Raw genomic sequence first — 22,673 nt, forward strand, 5'->3', positions numbered from 1 at the left:
GCTTGAATTTAAAGTGTGAAATGATTTTGAAGCGTGTGAAGACGCCTGCTCATCACTTCGGTACGATATGTTTTCATTGGGAGTATGCAGCAAAATTGACTGATTAGCAGTGTAGGGGGAAATGGAATGGCAAACAAAGATTTGAATAGGGACTTGAAAGGCCGTCATATTCAGATGATCGCTTTGGGCGGGACAATTGGTGTTGGTTTATTCATGGGTTCGGCCAGCGCAATCAAATGGACAGGCCCGTCTGTCATGTTAGCTTATGCAATCTCAGGTTTATTCATCTTCTTGATCATGCGTGCGATGGGGGAAATGCTATATTTAGAGCCAAGTACAGGCTCATTTGCGACATTTGGTTATAAATATATCCATCCATTGGCAGGATATATGACTGCATGGAGTAACTGGTTCCAATGGGTTGTTGTCGGGATGGCCGAGATCATCGCAGTCGGGACGTACATGCAATATTGGTTCCCTCACCTTCCTCCATGGATACCAGGCTTGATTGCAATGGTGATCCTAGGGGCGGCGAACTTGATTTCCGTTAAATCTTTCGGTGAAATCGAATTCTGGTTTTCATTGGTTAAAATCGTAACGATCGTCTTGATGATCGTTGCAGGATTTGGACTTATCTTCTTCGGCTTAGGTAACGGCGGAGACGCAATCGGACTATCAAATCTTTGGGAACACGGTGGGTGGTTTACAGGCGGTTGGAAAGGCTTCTTCTTTGCACTATCACTTGTTGTGGCTGCCTATCAAGGCGTGGAACTGATCGGGATTACAGCTGGCGAAGCGAAGGATCCGCAAAAAACGATCACCAAAGCGATTCAAAGTACGATATGGCGTATATTGATCTTTTACATCGGTGCCATCTTCGTTATTGTAACCGTTTACCCTTGGGACCAACTAACTGCAATTGGAAGCCCATTCGTGGCCACCTTTGCTAAAGTCGGTATCACGGCAGCAGCTGGCATCATCAATTTTGTCGTCATCACAGCGGCCATGTCCGGCTGCAACAGCGGCATATACAGTGCAGGACGGATGCTTTATACATTAGGAATGAATGGACAAGCACCTAAATCCTTTGCAAAAGTTTCTCAAAGCGGCGTTCCTCTATTCGGTACGTTCGGTGTAATCATCGGATTGGCCATTGGCGTCGTGTTAAGTTATATTGCTCCTAAAAACCTATTCGTGTATGTATACAGCGCAAGTGTACTGCCTGGAATGATTCCGTGGTTTGTCATCTTGATAAGCCAAATTAAATTCAGAAAAATCAAAAGAGCTGAAATGGTCAATCACCCATTCAAAATGCCTTTTGCACCTGTAACAAACTACTTGACCATCGCCTACCTAATTATGGTATTGGTAGGCATGTGGTTCAATAATGAAACGCGTATTTCGCTCATTGCCGGAATGGTCTTTTTAGCCATTGTAGTCATTAGTTTCTACGCTTTTGGAATGGGCAAGCGTGTCCCTGTGGATACTCAAACAACTGAAGAAACGGATGTTAAAGCAGGTTAACGGCTGAACGACAGTAGAAACGGCATCCCTGATGGCAGGTAAACTCGGTAATGATCGAGTTTACCTGCTTTTTTTTAGAATATAACAATAGTCAGGGCACTAATCTCCTCGGCTGTAGAATCATACTTGATGTAAGTCCGGTTAGCGGCAATGTGAGTCCAGCAAGATGAGGATGAAGGAAAAAAATATCGCCGAAATCCACAGTTATATCGCCGAAAATAGGGATATATCGCCGGAATCCATACTTATATCTTCGAAAATAGGGAAATATCGCCGAAATCCATAGTTATATTGACGATTGAATTGAAAAAGGACTGATTTTTTTATTCAGTCCTTTTTTAAATATGATATGGAAATCAAGAGGTTGTTCCGTGTTTCAAACCTCACACAAATCTGGCATACATCAATTAAATAAGAAACATTGCGACGATGGTTGTGACTGCAAGGCCGATTGCCACCGGCAGTAAATTCCGGCGCGCCAGCTCGAAGGGGCTGACATTACATATTGCCGCGGCTGGAATCAATGCCCAGGGAATCAAGGTGCCTCCGCCGACCCAAATCGCAGTGATTTGCCCCAGTGCAGTCAAGGTAGCTGTTCCACTGCCGATGGCCGTGCCAAATAATTTGGCAACCGACCCTGCCAAGGAAATGCCTGAGAATCCCGACCCGTCAAGGCCAGTGATGGCACCGATGCCGGTTAATGTTACGGCAGCGATCTCCTTCGTCAAAGGAACAGCGGCCGCTAAGGCGGCACCGAGGTCATTGACGATGCCGAGCGACGTTTTTGGTAAATAATCTCCGATGATTTGATTGAAGCCGGAATCACCTAAATAGAAGAATGCAGCGATTGGAATGACCGGTCCGAATACCTTGAAGCCAAATTGAAAGCCTTGAATCAAATAGGCCGTCGATTTTTCAAGGCCCTGTTGTTTATGTGCCACAAGAGATAAAATCAGTAAAATGAAAACCGCCGTACCGCCAACCAACGCCGTCGCATCTCCGCCCTGCAGCTTCAAGATAGACAACGCCACCACATCGAGCAGAAATGCAAGCGGGATGAATACGGCAAAAAACTTCTTTTGCGCCAAGGTGAGCAATTCTTCACTTCCTGCTTGATCCTGGACGATGCCCGCATTATCATCTGCTTTGATTCTTCCAAGCTTCATATCCCGCTTCAAGAGGATGAAAGCGGAGAGGGTGGTGACAACCCCCATCGTAATCACAAGGGGAATGCTGGCGGCGATGACATCACCGACTGGAATTGAAGCCGCGTCTGCCGTCAGTTTGGGTGCCGCTTGAATGATGAAATCCCCTGATAGTGCGATACCGTGGCCAAATAGGTTCATGGCCATCGCCACGCCGAGTGCCGGCAAACCTGCCCGTAACGCTACGGGAAGCAGAACCGCACCAAGTAAGGCAACCGCCGGTGAAGGCCAAAAAAACCACGATATGATCATCATGATGATTCCGATTATCCAAAAGGCAAGTGCAGGATTTTTAATGAATTTAGCAAAAGGAGCAATCATGACATCGTTGATTCCAGAATTGGTCAACACCGTGCTCATGGCGACAATGATGGAGATGATCAATATCGTCGACATTAATTCCGTGATGGCAAAAATGAAGCTGTTGAATATCCCGCTTATCGACGAAGCTAAACTGCCTGTAGCCACCAACGCCAATAGAAAAATTCCAATGATGCAAATGAGGGTCGTATCCCGACGCTTTACCATAAATCCAATGATCAATGCAATGAATACAACATAAATCCAGTGTAGTGCTGTCAACTCCAGTCCCATGATTCGTCCCCCTCATAAATGTGCCTAGTTACAGATTATGAAGGGAGATCATGGTGGTGAGTGGTTTGGCGAATTTAAGGGGCACAGGAAAGCTTTCACTTTGTGAAAATTTCGTATCATTTGAATGTAAGTAAACTTTGATATGTATGTTCATACTTATCTACCTTAGAGAAGGAACAACTTTTTTTGAATAAATAAATAATTAATCCAAAGATTACTTGTTGTTGTAAAATATGGTAGTGTACTAAACGACTACATGATTAGAGGAGATGGAAATAAGATAAGCGTAATTGTAATGGCATTATAGTTAGTTTTTTTAGTACAGCCTTTATCCCTAAAAGTTTGGCTGAAACAACGGTAGACAATCAAGCAGATTTCTTGAATGAAACTTTTGAAGAATTTAGAAATTTAGAAAATAGTAATACACAAACCATTGATATTAATAATGTTGATGGTCATATTATTGGTGTAAAAAATACACTTTAAATGCATTTAAAGAACCAACTAATGCATTTTTAGATGGTGGAAAAGGATCACCAAGAACAAAGAAAAATGTTAGTTATGGAGCAAAAGTAGTCGACTTTAAACAGTTATCTAAATATGTATCAAGTGCAAAATCTACTATTCTTGAATCGTCAGCTGCCATGATTTCTGCGGGTATTGGTGCCCTTTATTGGTGGACAGTTGTTGGTTTAATTGGCGCAACAGGTACTGCAGGCTTGGCAGCATATCAAATATATAGTGCAAGCAATTCAGCTAAGGCAGATATGAAAGAGGCTTATAATCTATTAAAATAAAGGATAGATAAACTAATATGATGAATTATTTACAAGGTGTTTTTATAAGTGCAATGATTGTGTTTTGTTTATATCAAATTATAGAAAAAAAACAAAAAGACAAAAAAACTAGACATTCTTATTACTGGGTAATTTTCTTATTTATCTTATTGTTATACTTGTTTAATGGAACAAATCAATGAACTATAAGAAAAAAGTAAATTCTCCCTCAAGAAAAGATATTTACTAACCCTGACAAGAAATTAGCTAGTTCTTGTCAGGGTTTTTATATTTCCTTTTGTTGCTGAATATTTGAACAAGCGTAGAAACCTAAACGAAGATTGATAGCTTTGTGGGTATACGTCAATACTTAAAAGAATTAGGAACTTATCTTTTACATCAACACAACCAATTCAGAGCACTTTGAAATTCAATAAGAAAGTTCATAAATTTATCATCAAAGTAAAGATCGCATAAGCTTATTCACAATGCCATTGAAATTAACAATGGTCTCTGAGAGTTGATCGGCACAAATTTCTGTAAACGAGTAGTGTATTGTTTTATTTAATTGAAAAAGTATTATAATTCCTTTTCATTGAAGACTTTATTCACCTTTCAAACGTCTATTAATTAGTACCATTAAAAAGGAGGAGTTAAAATGTTAAAAATTTTAGTATCAGGACTGACAATTTTCACAGTGGCTGGAGGCATTATGACAAGTGGGATCTGGGAGGAACTACCGAATCAAAAGGTTTCAGCTCAAAGCGTAGAGGTTGAAGTACAATCCAGTTACTATGGATATAAAGATTTAAAATCTCTTGCCCTTGCTTGGTATGATAATGGTTATACAAACCTTGACAATCCTAAGCGTATTCCAGTCGACAGAATCAACGGTTTACCTATAGGCCTTTCCAAAGATGACTATGTTAAGTTTGTGGTGGAACAATATGGCGAAGAAGCGGGAAATTCAGCCACACAGGTCACCTTCTTAAAGCATTAATTTAGACCCCCTGATAATAACCTTAAATAATATGCAGGCTGCTTAAGTTTACAGAAAGTGATGATGGTTAGATAGTGGTTTGAAGAATTTAAAATCTTGAGTTTGTCAAAGAGGCAATTTTTCGCCCTGAATTTTACAAATGAAGACCTAACTGCATTGTCCCAATAACCTTCACTCATGTTAGGGAAATAGTAAGTTTGGTGTTTGAAGAACTAACTAGAATAATTTCCTGGATTAACCTGAACATCCAGCTTATAAAAAGTTAACCCGCATTGAACCAAGTATCTGTATAACTGTTAGAAAGTTAAGTGAAAAGTACTGGTTGTTATTCCAAACCATAAGGAAAAGCCCTTCTCAAGTGAGAGGGGCTGTATCGTTAATCTTCAAATAGTTCATCCATTAGCTCATCAATTTCTTTTCTTAATTTTTCAGTGCCTTCTTTGGAAATAGTGATTTTGTCATTATCAATTATCAACATATCCCCGATTTTGGCTCCTTTAGGAAGAGAATGCTTAGGTATATCCTTCATTTCCCCGCCATCGATTTCAACGACAGCAATCTTTCCCTCAAAGCGATCGATGATTCCTTGTTGCATTTATTTCACCGTCTTTACATTAATTTGCTTGCCTGTAGAAGTAAAGATAATGTTACCTGATTTATCGGTACGGTATGTTTTGGCTTTAATTGAATTTAATCTTTTGACCACTGTAGAAGTAGGGTGCCCATAACCATTTTTGCCAACGCTAATTACAGCGTATTTAGGCTTTGCCTTGTTAATAAAAGCAGCAGTTGAAGATGTATTGGCTCCGTGATGGCCAACTTTGAGTACATCTACACGTGGTACAAGCTTTTTGGCTAGCATATCTTGTTCGGATTTTTCCTCGGCGTCACCAGTGAACAGGAATGTTTTTTTATCATGTTTAAGTAAAAGAACTGCACTCCAATTATTTAAATCTGACTTAGCGTAATCTTTAACCGGAGCAATGAAGTCCATTGACGTATTCTTTGCTTTCGTTATGATTTCTACCCCAGTCTTCGCAGTTTTTATTTTAAGCTTCTTCTTCTTAACTGATGTCAAAAAATCTTTATAGGCTTGTGTAGTGTGAGAAACCTTAGGAGCATATACAGATTTTACAGTGAGTGTTTTAATCACATAAGCTAATCCGCCTACATGATCGGCATCCGGATGAGTGGATACTACTGCATTAAGGGTCTTTACCTTCTGCTTATTTAGATAGGCAACAACTTCATCGCCTTTTCCTTTTCCGCCACCATCGATTAAAATGTTTTCATTCCCGGTTTGAATTAGAATGGAATCACCTTGACCAACATTAATGAAGTGAACCTTTACATCGTTTGCTGCTTCAGCTGTTTTGATTCCTGTAAATAAAGATAAGATCAGAACTGTTACAAATAGAACTTTTAAATTTTTCAATACGTTTCCCCCTAGAATAAATAAACCAACAAACATCAAAGAATAGTTTACTAGAAACCCTTACCAATTTTAAAACAGTTTCTCAATTTTATCCAGATAAAAATGTATTTTAGAATAGTACCTATTGGTCAAGGAATAAGACAAAAAGAAATAACGCCTACACCCCTTGGCAACAAGTTATGAAAGTGGTTGGGGGGAGGCGTTATATGGAAGAGTAAGCTATCTATCCTTTAGGTAGTAAAGAACAGATTCCATTTTAATATCCAATCTGACTTAATCTAAATATCTTAAATGTGAAATCTAAATAATCCTGGAAATCTCTATTTTCCAGGTTGCAAGCTTCTTTATCAATTCCTATTAAGACAATTAATTTATGGATTAATCTATTGCTATTCTTATTACAGTTCTCCGCTGATAGCTTCAGTAGGTTGTTAGCACAAACACTACAAATCTAAGTTACACGCCTTGATTAACGTCGGATTGAACACGTTTTTGTTTGGACTTGATGACTAGGCTGTCAAACATGCCACTAAATAATGTTAAAATATACAAATGAACAGAAAAAGAAGGGGTTTTTAAAAATGCTACAAAATAAACGTTTTAAAGGCATTTCAATCGTTTTTGCAACTGCGCTATTTGTATCTTCCGTTCTGATTGTTTCTTCAAGTTATTTCAATAGCAAACAAATACAGTCGGAAACAAGTCAGTGCTATCAAAATAATGGGAACGTGATGTTAGAAATCCACAATCGTTTTACAAATGAGTTCTCTTTTGAGTGCCAATCCAAAAAGTAAGATGGGACACGATCTAATATGGAATTCTTCGATTTATCAATAGGCATGAATTAATAAATTGAGAATAAGAATTTCAGTTCCCATGAAATCTCCGCGCGGGGCATGGATAGTGTAAGGCTTTAAGCAGAGCCGCAGAGCTCCAAAAGTGGGTTGTTACATAAATGTAAAGGCGTATCTTCTTTATTTTCAACCATACATCAAGTATTCTTAATTTGAATAGCATCTACTGTAAATGAGGGATAAGGCGTGAAGCAAATATATAGTGATATCATACAATTTAGGGGAACACATTATGAGTTTGGATACATGCAGGGGGAGGAGTTTAAGGATTCATTAACGGTAAAGAATCGTGAAGATCAGTGGAAGATCAGGCAGCCGCGATTTACGGTCGAGGAAGGTGAGGTCAAACGGGCGATTACACAGTTCGCTCCTGGAGTGTGGGAGGAATTGCTTGGGATGCAGGATGCGCTGAAATGGCCAATTGAGCGTGTGCTCCAAGAATTTGGAGGGTACCGCTTGGATTATGTTCGGTCTGGATGCTCGATCATGACAGGTGATGATTATCTGATTCGCAATTATGATTACCATCCAAAGACATATGAAGGACGTTATGTGTTATTCCAGCCAACCGATCAAGGATATTCAAGCATCGGCCCAAGCCAGCGGGGGACTGGAAGGATGGATGCGATGAATGAAAAGGGCTTGGTGATTGGGTATAACTTCATGAATCGTAAGAATCCTGGAGATGGCTTCATTTGTTGCATGATCGGCAGGCTGATTGTGGAAGTCTGTGCGAACGTAGAGGAAGCGGTGGCGATGTTGAAGGAAATTCCCCATCGGCATTCTTTCACGTACGTCGTCTATGATCGAAGCGGCAGTACATATATTGTGGAAACATCTCCGAGAAATGTGGAGGTGCGCACGGCAAGTGCCTGCACGAATCACTTTGAAATCATGAAAAATGAAAATCGTCACCATCTGATAGATTCAAAACGCCGGTTGGGGATCATTCAAGAGCAAGAAGGGAGCCTTTCGTCTGCCTACGAGGCATATCGCCTGTTCAATGATTCCAACCAAGGGGTCTTTTCGGATTTATATAGCAGCTGGGCCGGCACGATTCATACTTCCGCTTATTTGCCGAAGGAATTGAAGGCTTGGATTGCTTTAGGGGGCAATCAGGAGCCCACGATAATCGATTTTGGGAAGTGGCTAGAGGGAGAAGATGTTGAGCTGGATCGGGTCAGGGGTGTAATCGATACGGATATTCCGTTCGTGCATATGGATGAGGGAGCGAATTGGTTCCGGAATTGAGCAATGAAAAACGCCCCACTGTTAAGTGTTGAATAATGTTGTTGTGTTTAACGGGCCCAATCACTCGATTGGGCTTTTTCCTGCATTTATTTTTTTGTACATGTTATTGGAGGTTCGCCCAGTAATATTATATGATAAGGTTACATATTTTGGATAACAACCGTACTTGTACAATGAATGAGGGGATGAGCGAATGTTTTCGACAGCTATCGGATGGTTCAGGTTCATTACAATAATAGAGGGAATTTCTTATGTTCTCTTGTTGGCTATTGGCATGCCCATTAAGTACATATTGAATATTGGTGAAGCGACACTCATTTTGGGCAGCATCCATGGATTCTTATTCGTCGTGTTCGGTCTTTTACTTCTTTATGTAAGTCTTCAATCAAAGTGGTCCTTTGTAAAAATGGCACTGATCTTCATCGTTTCATTTATCCCGTTTGGGAATTTTGTAATCGATCGAAAGGTATTGAAACAAAGTTAACCACCCCATATGGCGACGCAGGCCTCAATCGTCATTTTTCTATAAAGCGATTTCCAGAAGGTGCCTTCCATTCCATGGAAGGCGTTTTTTTTATGGATGTAAGCTTGTTGTAAGGTTGGCATAAATGTGGTGTAAGGATGAGCTTATATAGTATGAATATCAACAATCATGATGAGGTGAAAAAAATGGAACCATTACTGAAAGTGGAAAATATCAAAAAGACATATGGGAAGTCAAGCGTTGCTTACACGGCGCTCGAGAATATATCTTTTGACATTCATGAAGGGGAGTTCGTGGGAATCATGGGGCCATCAGGAGCGGGGAAATCGACTTTGCTTAATATGCTGGCAACGATTGATTCACCGACTGAAGGCAAAATTTATATGAGAGATGTAAGCATTCACGATATGAAGGGGGCCGATTTAACGGATTTCAGACGTGATAATCTTGGATTCATCTTTCAAGATTACAATTTGCTCGATTCATTGACCGTGAAGGAAAATATATTGCTGCCACTGGCGATTGCTAAAATGCCAGCAAAAGAAATCGATATCTCGGTGAACCGCATAGCTAAAGTATTTGGTATTGAAGATTTATTAGCTAAATATCCGTACCAAATCTCCGGTGGACAAAAACAGCGAACAGCTGCAGCAAGGGCACTTGTAACTGAGCCAGCCCTGATCCTGGCTGATGAACCGACAGGAGCGCTCGACTCGAAATCAGCGACCGATTTACTGGAAAGCTTAAGTGAACTAAATGAGAATAATCATTCCACCATCATGCTGGTGACACATGATGCATATGCGGCAAGCTTCTGCAGGCGCATCATTTTCATCAAGGATGGTACACTTTCCAAGGAAATTCATCGTCGTGGCCAAACACGTAAAGCGTTCTTCCAGGAAATCATCGATGTCCTTGCAACCATTGGAGGTGAGGTAGATGACGTTATTTAGTCTGGCAAGAAAGAATATTGCCCGAAACCTATCCCAATATTTTATATATATCGCATCCATGATTTTTAGCATCATCATCTATTTTACATTCGTGACATTGAAATACAGCGATACGATTATGGAAAAAACGGAGTCATCCCAAAATATGCAATCGCTAATGAGTGCGGCGGCAGTCATCCTGGTTTTCTTCGTAGCCATTTTCATTGCCTATTCGAATTCGTTTTTCATGAAAAAACGTAAAAAGGAAGTCGCATTATATGCATTGCTTGGCGTGCGTGATCGTCAAATTGGCTTTATGCTCTTCTTTGAAAACTTATTATTAGGCTTGGTTTCATTAGTGGTGGGGATTGTACTGGGTTTTTTGTGTTCGAAGGGCTTCATGACGATCTTGATTTATTTAATGGGCTATGATGCCATTGCACCTTTTACATTTTCGGGATCGGCCGCTTTGAACACAGCCATCGTATTCCTCCTTATCTTCTTGGTGACATCATTCCAGGGCTATCGTTTAATTTATCAATTTAAATTGATTGATTTATTTCACGCTTCAAAAAAAGGGGAAGCTGTCCCTAGGCCATCGACAAGTATAGCCATTCTTGGAATCTTGCTGATTGGCAGCGGTTATTGGCTGGCGCTGCAGGACCCTTTAACTTCCAATATGTGGGATAAAATTGGCTTTGTAATGACTGTCCTCATTATATTGACCACAGTTATTGTCGGTACGTTTATATTGTTTCATAGTGTGACAGGTTTCGCGTTGACATTGATCAAGAAAAATGAAAAATGGCTATGGAAAGGTCTTCATATAGTGACAGTTTCACAGCTTCTCTATCGGATTCGGGGCAATGCACGTACACTGACCGTGATTGCTGTGTTAAGTGCTACGACGGTAACGGCAGGCGGTGCGGTATACGGACTTTATTACAACACGAACGATCAGGTTTTGACCGCTGATCCGAATACATTCATGTATCGGCAAACTGATGCAAACAGTGATCGCAAGGTCAGCGCCATTTTGCCTGATGCAAAGTATGATGAAGCGATCGAAGCACTGTCCGTCACCTTTAATGCGCAAGAATTAGACGACTTGGATGGTTCGGGTCAAAGAATTTACACGGTTATCGACGAAGAAACGTATAACCGGCTGGCGGCAATCCAAGGCAAGGAAGTGCTTCGTGTGATGGATGACCATGCTGTCATTCTCGATATTGGTTTTGACGAAAGGTTCTCTCCCGAATACAAGGGAAAGACCATCACGACAGAAAACAACAAGGCAATCACATTTCAAGGATATAAGACTCAAACGGTTTTAAATGCAGGGACGGCAGGCATCACGGTGGTCGTATCTCATGATACATTTCAAGCGTTGCAAAAGGCTGGAGAGACGCTAACATATCGTGTCATTGGCATGGACAAGGCTTCCGTAGATATATCTCGGGAAATTGCCAAGGAGATACCTGAAGAAGGGCTATTTTCCAGTGCGCCCCAAGACTTCCAGAAGAGCCTCGAAAGCGTGGGATCAATGCTCTTTATCGGCAGCTTTCTTGGTCTTGTCTTTTTAGCTGCGACAGGAAGCATCATCTACTTTAAAGTTTTGACTGAAGCGGAGGAAGATAAATCACAATACAATATGCTTCACAAAATGGGCGTCAGCGCTAAAGATATGCGGAAATCGATTGCCATGCAAGTGGTCGTCATCTTCTTTGTGCCTTTGGCAGCAGGATTATGCCACAGTGCTGTCGCTTTAAAAGCATTTTCTAGTTTATTGATGATGGATTTGGCAAAACCTGTGATGATCTGGATGATGGCTTATACGGTCATCTACGGTCTGTATTATGTCTTGACGGTAGCTTCTTACAATCGGATCATTACACGAAATAATAAAACAGAAGGGTGATCGAAATGAAAAAATTCCTGACGGTAGTGGGGATCATATTCCTAATAGGGGTGGCAGGGGTCTTCGCATTAACCAAGATCGACTTTAACCGGATGAATGCAGACCATTATTATGTACAAATTACGGAGGATGGAACACAGCATGATACCAAATTGAATGATGGTTCGGTGATGACTTCTTATTCATATAGATTGAAGGCAACAAATGCTGATGGTGAAACGGAGCCGCTTGAATTCAAAGCACAAAAAAATCTGCGGAAAGATGCCTACTTGAAATTGTACGTGAAGGGTAAAGATGAGGTATCTTCCTATGATGAAGTGAAATTCGAGGAAATTCCTAAGAAGGCACAAGAAAAACTCAAATAGGAAAGAAGGGCTGTCCGTAAGCTGTGGACAGCCCTTTCCCTATAAGATAAATGATTATAAAAGAATTGTAATGGTCGTTCCCTTATTTTCAATGCTGCACAATTCAATTTTGCCATGATGGGCAAGGATGATATCCCTTGCTATGGCCATTCCTAAGCCTGTTCCGTGTGTGTTGGCGGTATTCGTACCTCGATAGTAGCGTTCAAAAATTTGTGCCAAATCTTTGGCGGGAATGCCGCTGCCATTATCGGCAATGGTAATTTGGGTATGAGTATCTGATTGTTGATGAATGGCATCAATTTGTATTTTCACGACGACATTTTCATCATTATGTACGAGCGCATTGTAGATTAGGTTGAAAATTGCCCGTTTCAATAATTTTTTATCCACTTGATGTATTGCTTTATCGACATTTGCCTCGAATTCAATCTGTCGATCACCAAATGATGAATCATTTAACAATTCGATCGTCATTTCGCGTATGAATCCAACGATATCAATTTCTTCAAATTGCATAGGTAGTCGTTGATTTCGTAAACGCATCGTTAAATTGAGATCATCTAACAAATCCTTCATATAAATGGACTGTCTATTAATAATGGATGTATACTCATCCAATTCTTGCGGCGTCAAATCCACGGCGCTTTCCCTCATCAATTCGGTATACCCAAGGATGGAAGATAGTGGAGTCTTCATATCATGTGAAACGTTGCTAATCCATTCTTCACGCATGTTGTCGAGTTGATTGCGTTCTTTTTCATACTGATCCAACTTTACCGATAGTTCATTCATATTGCGAAATACATCTTCATAAACGCCCTTTGGTATGCTCATCTTTTTAAAGCGCCTATCCCGAAGCTGCTGTATTCCTTCTATTAAGATGTGGAGCGGACTCGTTAATTTTTTTCCAAATAAGAAACCAATGACTAATGCAATCATGATATCGACGGATAGAAATAGTAAAAGGATGATGTTGATGTACTTTAAAAGGCTATCATAATTATAGGACAGTACATAGCGGCCTATTCCTCGATCTTTAACTCCGATAAAATAGCTGAAATTGTGGGCTTCACCGACAAAAACAGTCGTTTCAGAATCAACCTCCTTATACTTATACATTTGGACGATTTCAGCAGGAGAATATAAGGTTTTCAATTGTTGAGGGGTGTAATAGGCTGCAACTTGCTGCCCCTTGTCATTCAAAAATTGTATCCAGGCGTTATTATTCCGCAGACTTTCTCGTCCTTCTTCATTTACCTTTGGTTTATTATCTTTGAGGTCTACATATTGTGAAAATTGCCTGCTGAAGTTCTCCGCAGATTCCTCTTCCGTGTCTATATGAACAAAAAGTAAACATATAAGTAAAATGGTATTCACAATCCCCACGATCACTACAATTGTCACAACGGATCCTAAAAAGCGGCCTGTCAATTTCCACTTCATCTTTGTTTGCCCTTGGTTTGCAATTTATACCCAAGTCCCTTTACGGTTAGGATAAAAGCTGGCTTTGAGGGGTCTGCCTCGATTTTTTCGCGTAAGCGGCGAATATGGACCATCACGGTATTATCCGAGCCAAAAAATTCATCGCCCCATACATGTTCAAACAAAGTTTCCTTGCTTAAAATCTGATTCGGATGATGCATGAAACAGCTCATCAATCCGATTTCTTTTGCGGTGAGCTGAATGGGTTTGCCATCCTTCTTCAATTCGGTTTCATTTGCACTAAGCTCAAACGGACCAATCAGCAAATTTTTCGGGACGTGTTTTTCGTCTGAAAAACCAGCTCGTCTCAGATGCGCCTTCACCCGGTAGGCAACCTCCTTCGGACTGAATGGCTTGGTAATGTAATCATCGCCGCCGATCGCCAACCCTAAAAGCTTGTCGATTTCCTCATCCTTTGCCGACAAAAATAAAATGGGTACATTGGAAACTTCACGAATACGCCTGCATAAATCATAGCCTTCGCCATCAGGCAGCATGATATCGAGTAAGACGAGAGCGGGATCAAGCTCTTGGAATCGAGCCCATCCGTCTGCAAGCGTCCCTGCCGTCACAATATTAGCCATGCCTTCTTTATGTAAAACGGTCTCCATGAGATGTGCCAAATCTTGTTCATCGTCAATAATTAAAATCCATTGTTCATTAGACATCGTTCTGCCTCCTTAACATCGCTCTTACCCTCCAGTATAGTGCACAAGCAGACTGTATCAAAGGTATCTGCAGTGTTTTTTACTCCGATGCATTGTATGCCTGCTGTTTAGGAAGCAGCATTTTGGCATGAAGGTTCTTAATGATTGGTGAAGTTTGTATGATGGACTGTTTAAAGAATGGCTGGGCGGTTCATGCTAAGTAGTATGGTTGGAGGAAAAAATAAAGGAGAAAAGAATAATGGAAACGAAAAAAGTGTTACCCGTCCTTTTTTTGGTGATGTTTTTGGTGATGGTCGGATTTGGAATCATCATTCCTGTCATCCCTTTTTTGGCAGAAAAGGTTGGCGGCAGTCCTACGGAGTTGGGGCTATTAATGGCTGTGTATTCGTTCATGCAACTGTTTTTTGCACCGATATGGGGTCGCATTTCCGACAGGGTGGGACGTAAGCCAGTCATGGCAATCGGCATTGCTGGATTGGCCGTTTCGTTTTTCATCATGGCTCTAGCAGATTCTTTATGGGGATTATTCGTAGCCCGGATTGTTGGCGGCGTTTTATCCTCGGCAAACATGCCGACGGCCATGGCATATGTAGCTGATATCACAAAGCCGGAAGATAGGGGAAAGGGGATGGGAATCGTCGGGGCAGCCACTGGGCTTGGCTTCATCTTTGGACCGGCGATTGGCGGAATATTCTCCAAAACAAGCTTGAATTTACCCTTTTACATAGCGGGGATTTCCTCTATGATTACCTTGCTGCTCGTGATGTGCCTATTGAAGGAATCACTTCAGTCGAGAAGAGAGCTCCTCGATCTAAAAGTAAACAGTCTAGATGGAGTGGCTTTAAAGGCCCTCTTAGTTACCTGTTCATCCTGCAAATGATCGTCACGCTTTCGATGGCAGGACTTGAAACGACTTTTGCTTATTTTGCGGCAAAAAAGGCTGATATCAGCCTTGGGCAATTAGGATACATCTTCATGATCATGGGATTTGGCAGTGCGATTGTCCAAGGTGGCTTGGTGGGCAGGCTTAGCAAGAAATACGGGGAAGGTGTGGTCATCCAGTTGGGGCTCATCATCTCCGCAGTAGGATTCGCCCTCATTCTGTTTTCTTCCGGCTTCTGGACATCGGCGATCTTCCTTACGATTTTCGGTGTGGGAAATGGGTTCATCAGACCGGCGATTTCGGCACTGCTGACGAAAAGGTCTAATACGGGACATGGCAGTGTCACCGGACTGCTTTCTTCCTTCGATTCATTCGGCAGGATTGCCGGTCCTCCTATAGGCGGCTGGTTATTTTCCATTTTAATTGGCTTGCCATATTTATCGGGCGCGGTTCTTTCCGTTTTTGCATGGATTCTTTTTCAGAATTATCATGCCCGGGCTAATCGAATCGAAGCTCCCCATAATTGTTGAAGCACAAAAAATCCCCCATCTCTTGATAGGGGATTTTTTGCGAAAAGAATGCACCAGGTCATCCTTGAATCAGATTGAGAAATTTACGTGTGCGCGCTTCTTTCGGATTGGTGAAAATTTGGTCGGGGGTTCCCCGTTCCATTATTTTTCCTTCATCCATGAAGATGACCTCGTCGGCGACCTCACGAGCGAAACGCATTTCATGAGTGACAACGATCATTGTCATGCCTTCTTCTTTTGCCAAGTCTTTCATTACCTTCAGCACGTCTCCGACTAATTCAGGATCCAGGGCCGAGGTGGGTTCGTCGAACAGCATGACCTTCGGCTCCATGGCCAGGGCCCTTGCAATGCCGACACGCTGTTGCTGTCCGCCGGACAATTGAAAAGGGTAAAAATCGATTTTTTCACCTAATCCAACCTTTGTCAGCAGAGCCGTCGCCGTTTCTTTCGCTTGATGTTTCGTTATATTCTTCACAATGATCGGACCTTCCATTACATTTTCCAGGGCCGTCTTGTGGGGAAAGAGATTGTAGCTTTGGAATACCATCCCTGTCAAACTGCGGAAAGAGGTAATCGATTTTTTCTTGACCGGCTTATTGAAGTCCATCACCGTTTGATCGATCTCGATCGTCCCATCCGTAGGCACTTCAAGAAGATTCAAACACCGAAGAAAGGTTGTTTTTCCTGAACCAGAAGGCCCAATCAGTACGATGACTTTCCCTTGCTCCACTTCCAAATCAATGCCCCTTAATACATCAAGGTCACCAAACGATTTATGAAGATTCTTAATGTTGATCATGTTAAAATCTCCTTTAACTGCTGTGGTTCTCATTTTGCTACATAGCGATTAAGCTTGTCCTCGATACTTCCTTGTATGAAAGATAAAATCGTACATAAAATCCAATATAGGGCAGCGGCTTCGATGTAGAGTAATAGAAATTCATAGTTTTTTGCAGCGATCTCTTGTGCTTTGCGGAATAATTCCGTCACAAGGATCAGTGATGCGAGCGATGTATCCTTTAAAAGGCTGATGAACGTATTTGAAAGCGGGGGAATGGATACACGAGCCGCTTGAGGCAAGATGATACGTTTCAAAGCTTGGGTATATGTCATTCCAATTGAATAGCCCGCTTCCCATTGCCCTTTTGGTATCGATAAAATAGATGCACGGATAATTTCCGAAGCGTATGCTCCAACGCTTAGTGAGAATCCGATGATAGCCGATATAAAAGGACTGATGGTGACGCCTAGGTTCGGCAGCCCATAAAAGATAATGAATAATTGCACAAGTAATGGTGTCCCACGGATGATCGACACATATACTCGTGCAATTATTTGAAATATTTTAATGGAAGATAATCGAGCCAACGCTGTAAGAACTGCGAGAATAAGACCAAGAACGAATGTAATCAAAGTTAGTGGAATTGTATTTTTAATAGCTCCCTCTATCATAGGATAGAGGGAGGTTTGCGCGATGGAAACAAGCTGGTTCATACGCTCAGGGTCGTTGAAAATATTACTTAGGAGAAACATCTTCACCGAACCATTTATCTGAAATCTTAGCGTATGTGCCGTCGTCTTTCATCGCTTTTAATGCTTTGTTTACTTCATCCACTAATTTGTCGCTGTCTTTTCTGAACATTAAACCACTTGCAGCTCCGTTTTCTTCCTCATCGGCCACTTTAATTGGCGCATCTGGATGCTGCTTTTTATAATCAAGGAACGACAATTTGTCATTGATCGTGGCATCCACCCGTTTGGAACCAATAAGCTGAACACTTTGGGAGAACCCTTCGATGCCGGTAACTTTAGCTCCATGGGATTCAGCCAGATCATTGTAGTTGCTCGTTAAGGATTGTGCCGAAGTTTTACCTTTTAAGTCATGGAACGATTTAATATCTTTATTATCCTTGTGTACAAGCAGTACGGCACCTGATTGAATATAGGCATCCGAGAAATCATATTTCTTTTGGCGGTCTTCATTAATGCCCACTTGGTTTGCGATCATATCAAAACGTTTCGCATCCAACCCTGCAAACAGGCCGTCCCATTGCGTTTCCTTGAATTCAGCTTTCACTCCAAGGCGTTTTGCCACTTCTTCAGCAATTTCAACGTCGAAGCCCGTTAATTTGTCCGAATCATCGTGGAATGTGAAAGGAGGATATGTACCTTCAGTTCCGACTGTTAATACGCCGTCTTTTTTAACTTTATCGTATAGATTTTCTTGTGAAGAAGATTTATTGTCGGTATTGTTTGCCTCGTTTTTTGTATTTGAACCACAAGCGCTAAGTACAACCGTGAAAGCTAACAATAGCGATAAAAGTGCAACCATTTTTTTCATTTCGGTAGACCTCCTAGTAATCTGATAGGGATTGATACTCTGTGATACTATACAAGAAAAGGAAAAAAGTCAATGAAAATAACTTATATCATTAGTGTGAATGAATCTTGATGAATTATACGGATTTTCACGCATTGAACCGAATTCGTTTCAATGCGTGAAAATCCGTTTAGTTCTTATTGTTAAGGGAAAAATACCTGGTTTTACCTAACGCAATGCGCCAAAGAATCATATCAACATAAAACTATTGCGCGATATTATTATACTGCGGCGGACCTGCTTGCCTGATCCTTGTTTTGTCGAAAAATCAATAAATTCCTAATTCGCGGATAAAAGCATTGATTTTGCAGATAAATCGCTAAACTCGCGTATAAAAGCATCGATTTTGGAGATGATTTTTCATTTTCCAAAAAAAAAGGCTGCCGAGATCCGGCAGCTCGCAACGATTATTTCTTTGCACCTAACAAAAATCATTTAGCTTCCAGTAAATTGACATGATTGACAGTTTGATCTTCCCCAACTATGAATTGTAGTTCATAATCACCCGTCTTGTAGATGTAGTTGATTTCATCCGTGCTTGAAATATGACGGATTTGATCGGCACTGCCAAGCTGTTCACCCAATACTTTAGGGGTGATGCTTCCTAAGTTATGATCTCGTTCTACATTTGTCCCAAAATATCTGATTTGGGAAATGGTCTTGTCTTCGCCATAAGCGAAGGCGAATCCAGGGTGTCCCATTTCTGCATGATAAAAGTCAAAAGTTCCATCGTCATTGCCAGGTTCTGGGGGAGATCCGAATGTATTGTATACGTCTTTTTGGGTATTTTCCTTAATTTTTAAGTCTGTGGCAGTATAAGGCATTTCGCCTGAAAAGGCTTTATTGTAGATTTCATGTAAAGTGGTGATCGCGTGTGTCTTCGCTAAGCTGGAGGAGTCCTCCACCGTGGATGCGGCTTGAACCGGTTCAGTCGAAAAGGATGCACCTGCACCTAAAAGGGAACCGGTCAGAATAGCGGCACTAAGCATTCTGGTTGCTGGTTTTTTAGATAACATTTCTTATCCCTCCTATATGATACTTTTCCACCAATTCCTAGTCATGAAACATTTTTTCGAAGATCGATCATTCATTCTTCAGGTTTTTCAATGATTTGCCTATATACTCGAGGTGGGCAAGCATAAACATGCTCTCAAAAATGCCATTCTTCCCGTCATTACATTGCTTGCTTTTGAACTGCCGGGCCTTTTTTCTGGTGCGATCATCATGGAACAAATCTTCAACTGGCCGGGAGTGGGGAGAATTCGACTTGAATCAGTCAGTTTCCGGGATTACCCTGTCCTGATGGCCTTCACCTTGTTTCTTTCCTGCCTTACGATCATCGGCAATTTCCTGGCCGACGTTACGTACACAGCGGTCGATCCAAGAATCTGGCTCAAATAGGAGGATGAACATGGAGATAATTAAACCGGTAATCTATAAGGAGAAGAAGGGAACGAAGGCTAAATCTGCTTCATTATGGAAACAGACCTATCGCCGCCTAAAAAAGAATAAAATGGCGATGATCAGCTTATTTTTCCTCCTATTTATGTTTTTGCTTAGTTTTGTTGGGCCCCATTTTTCGCCCTATATTCTTGATAGGACCGGCCATTCACACAAAATCATTTTGAAGAAGAGGAGCTGCCTTTTTTAGCAGCTCCTCTTCATTCACTATTCGGCATTGAAGCTCATTATGGGGGCTACTTGGCAATAAAACATTTATTCTCGATGGGATCCCATTGAAAAAGTTGCCATTACTCCCAATTGCTGATTTTAGGAACTCCAGCCATTCTTAAGTAGTCCAATAACGTTTAGATGATTGATTGAATTAGAATATCATCTTGGTAATTAAAAATCGGTATAAATCCAAATTCTTTAAATTTCTGCAATGCTTCGGGATTATTTTTGTTTACAAATCCGGAAACTGCAAGTATACCTTGTTTTCGAGAATAAGCGACCAATTCTGGTAAAAGGGATTGCAAAATTCCCTTCCCTCGATACTTCTGTTCAAGCACGATATAATTGATATGAGCCACTTTATATAAATAGAGATTATAACAAAGAAAACCGACTATTTTTCCTTTATGATTACAAATCACAAGTACTTTATTCGACTTCTGCAAAATCTCATCGACTGTATCAGGAGAAACATGAAAATTCCTTACCGTAATATCCGTAAGTTTCTTTTTATCTTTTTTCGGTTTCCAGCTTCGAAAATACATCTTAACTTCTCCTTTATCTATCTAACATGTTCTTAACATGAGACCCATTTAGACTTTTCCAAAGGGGTCCATGTTAATCTCCACAATAGCAACAGCTTAACCCTACCTAAACTTCTTAATTGATTTAGGTTTCTTGATCGATTTAATTTTCTTGATTGAAATATTTTTATTATCGTTGAGTAAATCATTCAAGATTTTTATGAAAGCATCCCTACTGCTGCTTTCAGGATTGGAATTAACACCAGTTCCAGAATCACTAAGTCTTCTAAGTTTCTTGTTTGACAATACAATCATCCCTTTGTTTTATAATTTTCCACATTACTAATTTATGAATAATCTTTACTTTTGCTTGGACAAGTTCATCAAATATAATTGGTGATTTGGAAATCATCTGGATGAAGCGCTCGAACAGATCCTGTCAAATGCTATATAAAATTATAAAATTCTGTAAAAAGATTGCTATAATGATAGGGAAAAGTTCATGAATGGAGGGGAAGCGCATGGTCAGCATGCTTCCATCTGAAAAAGTCCGAAAATTCACAACAGGAATATTCACAGAGCTTTCCGGCCGCAAGCAGGAAGCGTTGAAACGAGGAGTGGATGTTATTGATTTGAGTGTAGGAAGTCCTGATCTACCACCGCCTGATTTTGTCATGGATACGCTTGTGAAGTATGCCCAGGATATTTATTCCTACGGATATACGTTAACGGGAACGACCGAATTCCATGAGGCTGTGCGATATTTTTATCAAGCCCGTTACGGAGTGGAACTGGATGAAGAGAAGGAAGTCCTTCAACTGATGGGATCCCAGGACGGACTAGCACACTTGGCAATGGCGATGATAAATCCGGGAGATTATGTGCTCGTGCCGGATCCGGGATATCCCATTTACGAAGCTAGTGTAAAGCTTGCCGGTGGAATCATACATCCGATGCCGCTTACAGCAGAGAATGAATTCCTGCCGCAGCTTAACGAAATTCCTGAGGAAATAGTGAAAAAAGCAAAAATGATGATCATCAGTTATCCCGGAAATCCAGTCACAGCCCTGGCTGATGAAAGCTTTTTCGCAGAAGTGATCGCGTTTGCGAAAAAGAACGATATACTGGTGGTTCATGATTTTGCCTATTCCGAATTGATTTTTGATGATCATCCCCAAATTAGCTTCATGTCGATCCCAGGTGCCAGAGAAGTGGGAATTGAATTCAATTCACTTTCGAAAACATTTAATATGGCCGGCTGCCGCATTGGATACGTAGTCGGCAATAGCGATGCGTTGAACATATTGGGAACATTGAAATCACATATTGATTATGGAGTTTTTTATCCTATCCAAAAAGCTGCCGCAAAGGCGCTTACTTCCAACTTTTCATTGCTATCCGATCAGGCTCGGGAATATGAAAGACGTCGGGATACCTTGATAGCAGGTCTTGCAAAAGCTGGGTGGCATGTGCCGAAGACATCGGCCACCATGTTCATTTGGGCCCGGATTCCAGCAGGGTGGAAGTCTCGCGATTTTGCCTATGCCTTGATTGAAAAGGCAGGGGTTACCGTTGTCCCAGGAGATGCTTTTGGGAAACAGGGCGAGGGTTATGTGCGGATGGCTTTGGTCCAGCCACCCGAGCGATTGAAAGAAGCGGCAGAACGGATAGGACTGTTCCTGGAGAAAAATCGATTGTAGGGAACATATTGGATAAGCTTATGAGTATCATCGACCGGTGTGCTGGCGATCGCTCACTAGTACATTGATAAAGAAAGAACGTCAATCAACGATTGAACGTTCTTTTTTTTTTGCTTATAGTCACTTACTTTTCATCACTCGATTCGAAATGAAATAGGCCATTACAGCTGAGAGCGCAGACATTATCATGACAGGCAATTGCGGCTGTGAAACCATACCGGGAGAACCGGCAATAAGAGTTGCCCCTGAAAAATCAGGAGTATATGCAGCAGTTAGAATCAGTCCGGATATCACTTGTAATATCGTGAATAACAATAGGAAACTAATTGTAAAGAAAAGATACTTCTTCATATGTTTCACCTCCTCTATTACATACGGATGATTTCTATGGAAGTTCCTTTAATTTACATTTTATTGTTGACGCTTCATAAATGTCCAAGCTTATTTACATTAGGAAAGTATAAAATGCCTTATATAGAGTATCAGGGGCTTGC

At 41.1% G+C, this 22,673-nt stretch carries 21 protein-coding genes and 2 pseudogenes; 12 read left to right on the top strand and 11 right to left on the bottom strand.

What is annotated here, in order from left to right:
* Positions 1-126: 126 nt before the first annotated feature.
* Positions 127-1,524, top strand: a complete 1,398-nt coding sequence (locus CVN76_RS08235; protein WP_100530871.1) for an amino acid permease — start codon at positions 127-129, stop codon at positions 1,522-1,524.
* A gap of 407 nt (positions 1,525-1,931) precedes the next feature.
* Here the strand turns inward: CVN76_RS08235 and CVN76_RS08240 are convergent, their stop codons facing one another.
* Positions 1,932-3,323 carry a hypothetical protein gene (locus tag CVN76_RS08240; protein WP_100530872.1) on the bottom strand — a complete coding sequence of 464 codons (1,392 nt, stop codon included), beginning with the start codon at positions 3,321-3,323 and terminating at the stop codon, positions 1,932-1,934.
* A gap of 342 nt (positions 3,324-3,665) precedes the next feature.
* On the opposite strand from CVN76_RS08240, the gene CVN76_RS30915 reads away from it, so the two are divergent.
* A complete protein-coding gene (locus tag CVN76_RS30915; protein ID WP_157805604.1) occupies positions 3,666-3,809 on the top strand; it encodes a hypothetical protein in 144 nt (47 codons plus the stop codon).
* A gap of 948 nt (positions 3,810-4,757) precedes the next feature.
* Complete coding sequence (locus CVN76_RS08245) at positions 4,758-5,099, top strand: hypothetical protein (protein WP_100530873.1); 342 nt, start codon at positions 4,758-4,760, stop codon at positions 5,097-5,099.
* A gap of 376 nt (positions 5,100-5,475) precedes the next feature.
* Here CVN76_RS08245 and CVN76_RS08250 read toward each other — a convergent pair whose 3' ends face one another.
* Together CVN76_RS08250 and CVN76_RS08255 are read right to left on the bottom strand one after the other, a co-directional pair.
* Positions 5,476-5,694: a DUF3006 domain-containing protein gene (locus tag CVN76_RS08250; RefSeq protein WP_061143556.1), complete on the bottom strand. Its 219-nt coding sequence runs from the start codon at positions 5,692-5,694 to the stop codon at positions 5,476-5,478.
* Positions 5,695-6,534 (bottom strand): ComEC/Rec2 family competence protein, encoded by an 840-nt coding sequence (locus CVN76_RS08255; protein ID WP_100530874.1) that lies wholly within the window; start codon positions 6,532-6,534, stop codon positions 5,695-5,697.
* Positions 6,535-7,574: 1,040 nt separating this feature from the next.
* On the opposite strand from CVN76_RS08255, the gene CVN76_RS08265 reads away from it, so the two are divergent.
* From CVN76_RS08265 to CVN76_RS08285, 5 genes are all read left to right on the top strand, one after another.
* Complete coding sequence (locus CVN76_RS08265) at positions 7,575-8,639, top strand: C45 family autoproteolytic acyltransferase/hydolase (RefSeq protein ID WP_100530875.1); 1,065 nt, start codon at positions 7,575-7,577, stop codon at positions 8,637-8,639.
* 193 nt (positions 8,640-8,832) lie between these two features.
* Complete coding sequence (locus CVN76_RS08270) at positions 8,833-9,123, top strand: DUF3817 domain-containing protein (protein WP_100530876.1); 291 nt, start codon at positions 8,833-8,835, stop codon at positions 9,121-9,123.
* Positions 9,124-9,308: 185 nt separating this feature from the next.
* Complete coding sequence (locus CVN76_RS08275; protein ID WP_100530888.1) at positions 9,309-10,076, top strand: ABC transporter ATP-binding protein; 768 nt, start codon at positions 9,309-9,311, stop codon at positions 10,074-10,076.
* Positions 10,063-11,973 (top strand): ABC transporter permease, encoded by a 1,911-nt coding sequence (locus CVN76_RS08280; RefSeq protein WP_100530877.1) that lies wholly within the window; start codon positions 10,063-10,065, stop codon positions 11,971-11,973. The genes CVN76_RS08275 and CVN76_RS08280 overlap by 14 nt, the downstream gene beginning before the upstream one ends.
* Before the next feature lie 5 nt (positions 11,974-11,978).
* Positions 11,979-12,338 carry a YxeA family protein gene (locus CVN76_RS08285; protein WP_100530878.1) on the top strand — a complete coding sequence of 120 codons (360 nt, stop codon included), beginning with the start codon at positions 11,979-11,981 and terminating at the stop codon, positions 12,336-12,338.
* A 54-nt stretch (positions 12,339-12,392) separates the two neighbouring features.
* Here CVN76_RS08285 and CVN76_RS08290 read toward each other — a convergent pair whose 3' ends face one another.
* Together CVN76_RS08290 and CVN76_RS08295 are read right to left on the bottom strand one after the other, a co-directional pair.
* Positions 12,393-13,781, bottom strand: coding sequence for a sensor histidine kinase (locus tag CVN76_RS08290; protein ID WP_100530879.1), 1,389 nt, complete (start codon positions 13,779-13,781; stop codon positions 12,393-12,395).
* Positions 13,778-14,488: a response regulator transcription factor gene (locus CVN76_RS08295; RefSeq protein ID WP_100530880.1), complete on the bottom strand. Its 711-nt coding sequence runs from the start codon at positions 14,486-14,488 to the stop codon at positions 13,778-13,780. The genes CVN76_RS08290 and CVN76_RS08295 overlap by 4 nt, the downstream gene beginning before the upstream one ends.
* Positions 14,489-14,726: 238 nt before the next feature.
* Between CVN76_RS08295 and CVN76_RS08300 the strand changes: the two are divergent.
* Positions 14,727-15,901, top strand: a pseudogene (locus CVN76_RS08300) (MFS transporter).
* Positions 15,902-15,959: 58 nt separating this feature from the next.
* On the opposite strand, the gene CVN76_RS08305 reads toward CVN76_RS08300, so the two are convergent.
* From CVN76_RS08305 to CVN76_RS08320, 4 genes are all read right to left on the bottom strand, one after another.
* Positions 15,960-16,700, bottom strand: coding sequence for an amino acid ABC transporter ATP-binding protein (locus tag CVN76_RS08305; protein WP_100530881.1), 741 nt, complete (start codon positions 16,698-16,700; stop codon positions 15,960-15,962).
* Between the two features lie 29 nt (positions 16,701-16,729).
* Positions 16,730-17,434 (bottom strand): amino acid ABC transporter permease, encoded by a 705-nt coding sequence (locus CVN76_RS08310; RefSeq protein WP_061143546.1) that lies wholly within the window; start codon positions 17,432-17,434, stop codon positions 16,730-16,732.
* Positions 17,418-18,242: an amino acid ABC transporter substrate-binding protein gene (locus tag CVN76_RS08315; RefSeq protein ID WP_100530882.1), complete on the bottom strand. Its 825-nt coding sequence runs from the start codon at positions 18,240-18,242 to the stop codon at positions 17,418-17,420. Before CVN76_RS08315 ends, CVN76_RS08310 begins: the two co-directional genes overlap by 17 nt.
* A gap of 470 nt (positions 18,243-18,712) precedes the next feature.
* On the bottom strand, positions 18,713-19,297 hold the full coding sequence (locus CVN76_RS08320) for a YjgB family protein (RefSeq protein ID WP_100530883.1): 585 nt from the start codon (positions 19,295-19,297) through the stop codon (positions 18,713-18,715).
* Between the two features lie 121 nt (positions 19,298-19,418).
* Here CVN76_RS08320 and CVN76_RS08325 point away from each other — a divergent pair.
* Together CVN76_RS08325 and CVN76_RS32085 are read left to right on the top strand one after the other, a co-directional pair.
* A pseudogene (locus tag CVN76_RS08325) lies at positions 19,419-19,682 on the top strand (ABC transporter permease subunit); the annotation flags it as partial.
* Positions 19,683-19,692: 10 nt separating this feature from the next.
* Positions 19,693-19,932, top strand: a complete 240-nt coding sequence (locus tag CVN76_RS32085; RefSeq protein WP_100530884.1) for a hypothetical protein — start codon at positions 19,693-19,695, stop codon at positions 19,930-19,932.
* A gap of 157 nt (positions 19,933-20,089) precedes the next feature.
* Here CVN76_RS32085 and CVN76_RS08335 read toward each other — a convergent pair whose 3' ends face one another.
* Positions 20,090-20,500, bottom strand: coding sequence for a GNAT family N-acetyltransferase (locus CVN76_RS08335; RefSeq protein ID WP_100530885.1), 411 nt, complete (start codon positions 20,498-20,500; stop codon positions 20,090-20,092).
* 509 nt (positions 20,501-21,009) lie between these two features.
* Here CVN76_RS08335 and CVN76_RS08345 point away from each other — a divergent pair.
* On the top strand, positions 21,010-22,179 hold the full coding sequence (locus CVN76_RS08345) for an LL-diaminopimelate aminotransferase (protein WP_157805605.1): 1,170 nt from the start codon (positions 21,010-21,012) through the stop codon (positions 22,177-22,179).
* A gap of 120 nt (positions 22,180-22,299) precedes the next feature.
* Here CVN76_RS08345 and CVN76_RS08350 read toward each other — a convergent pair whose 3' ends face one another.
* Positions 22,300-22,530 (bottom strand): hypothetical protein, encoded by a 231-nt coding sequence (locus CVN76_RS08350; RefSeq protein ID WP_100530807.1) that lies wholly within the window; start codon positions 22,528-22,530, stop codon positions 22,300-22,302.
* Positions 22,531-22,673: the final 143 nt, after the last annotated feature.

The organism is Bacillus sp. mrc49 (assembly GCF_002803435.1).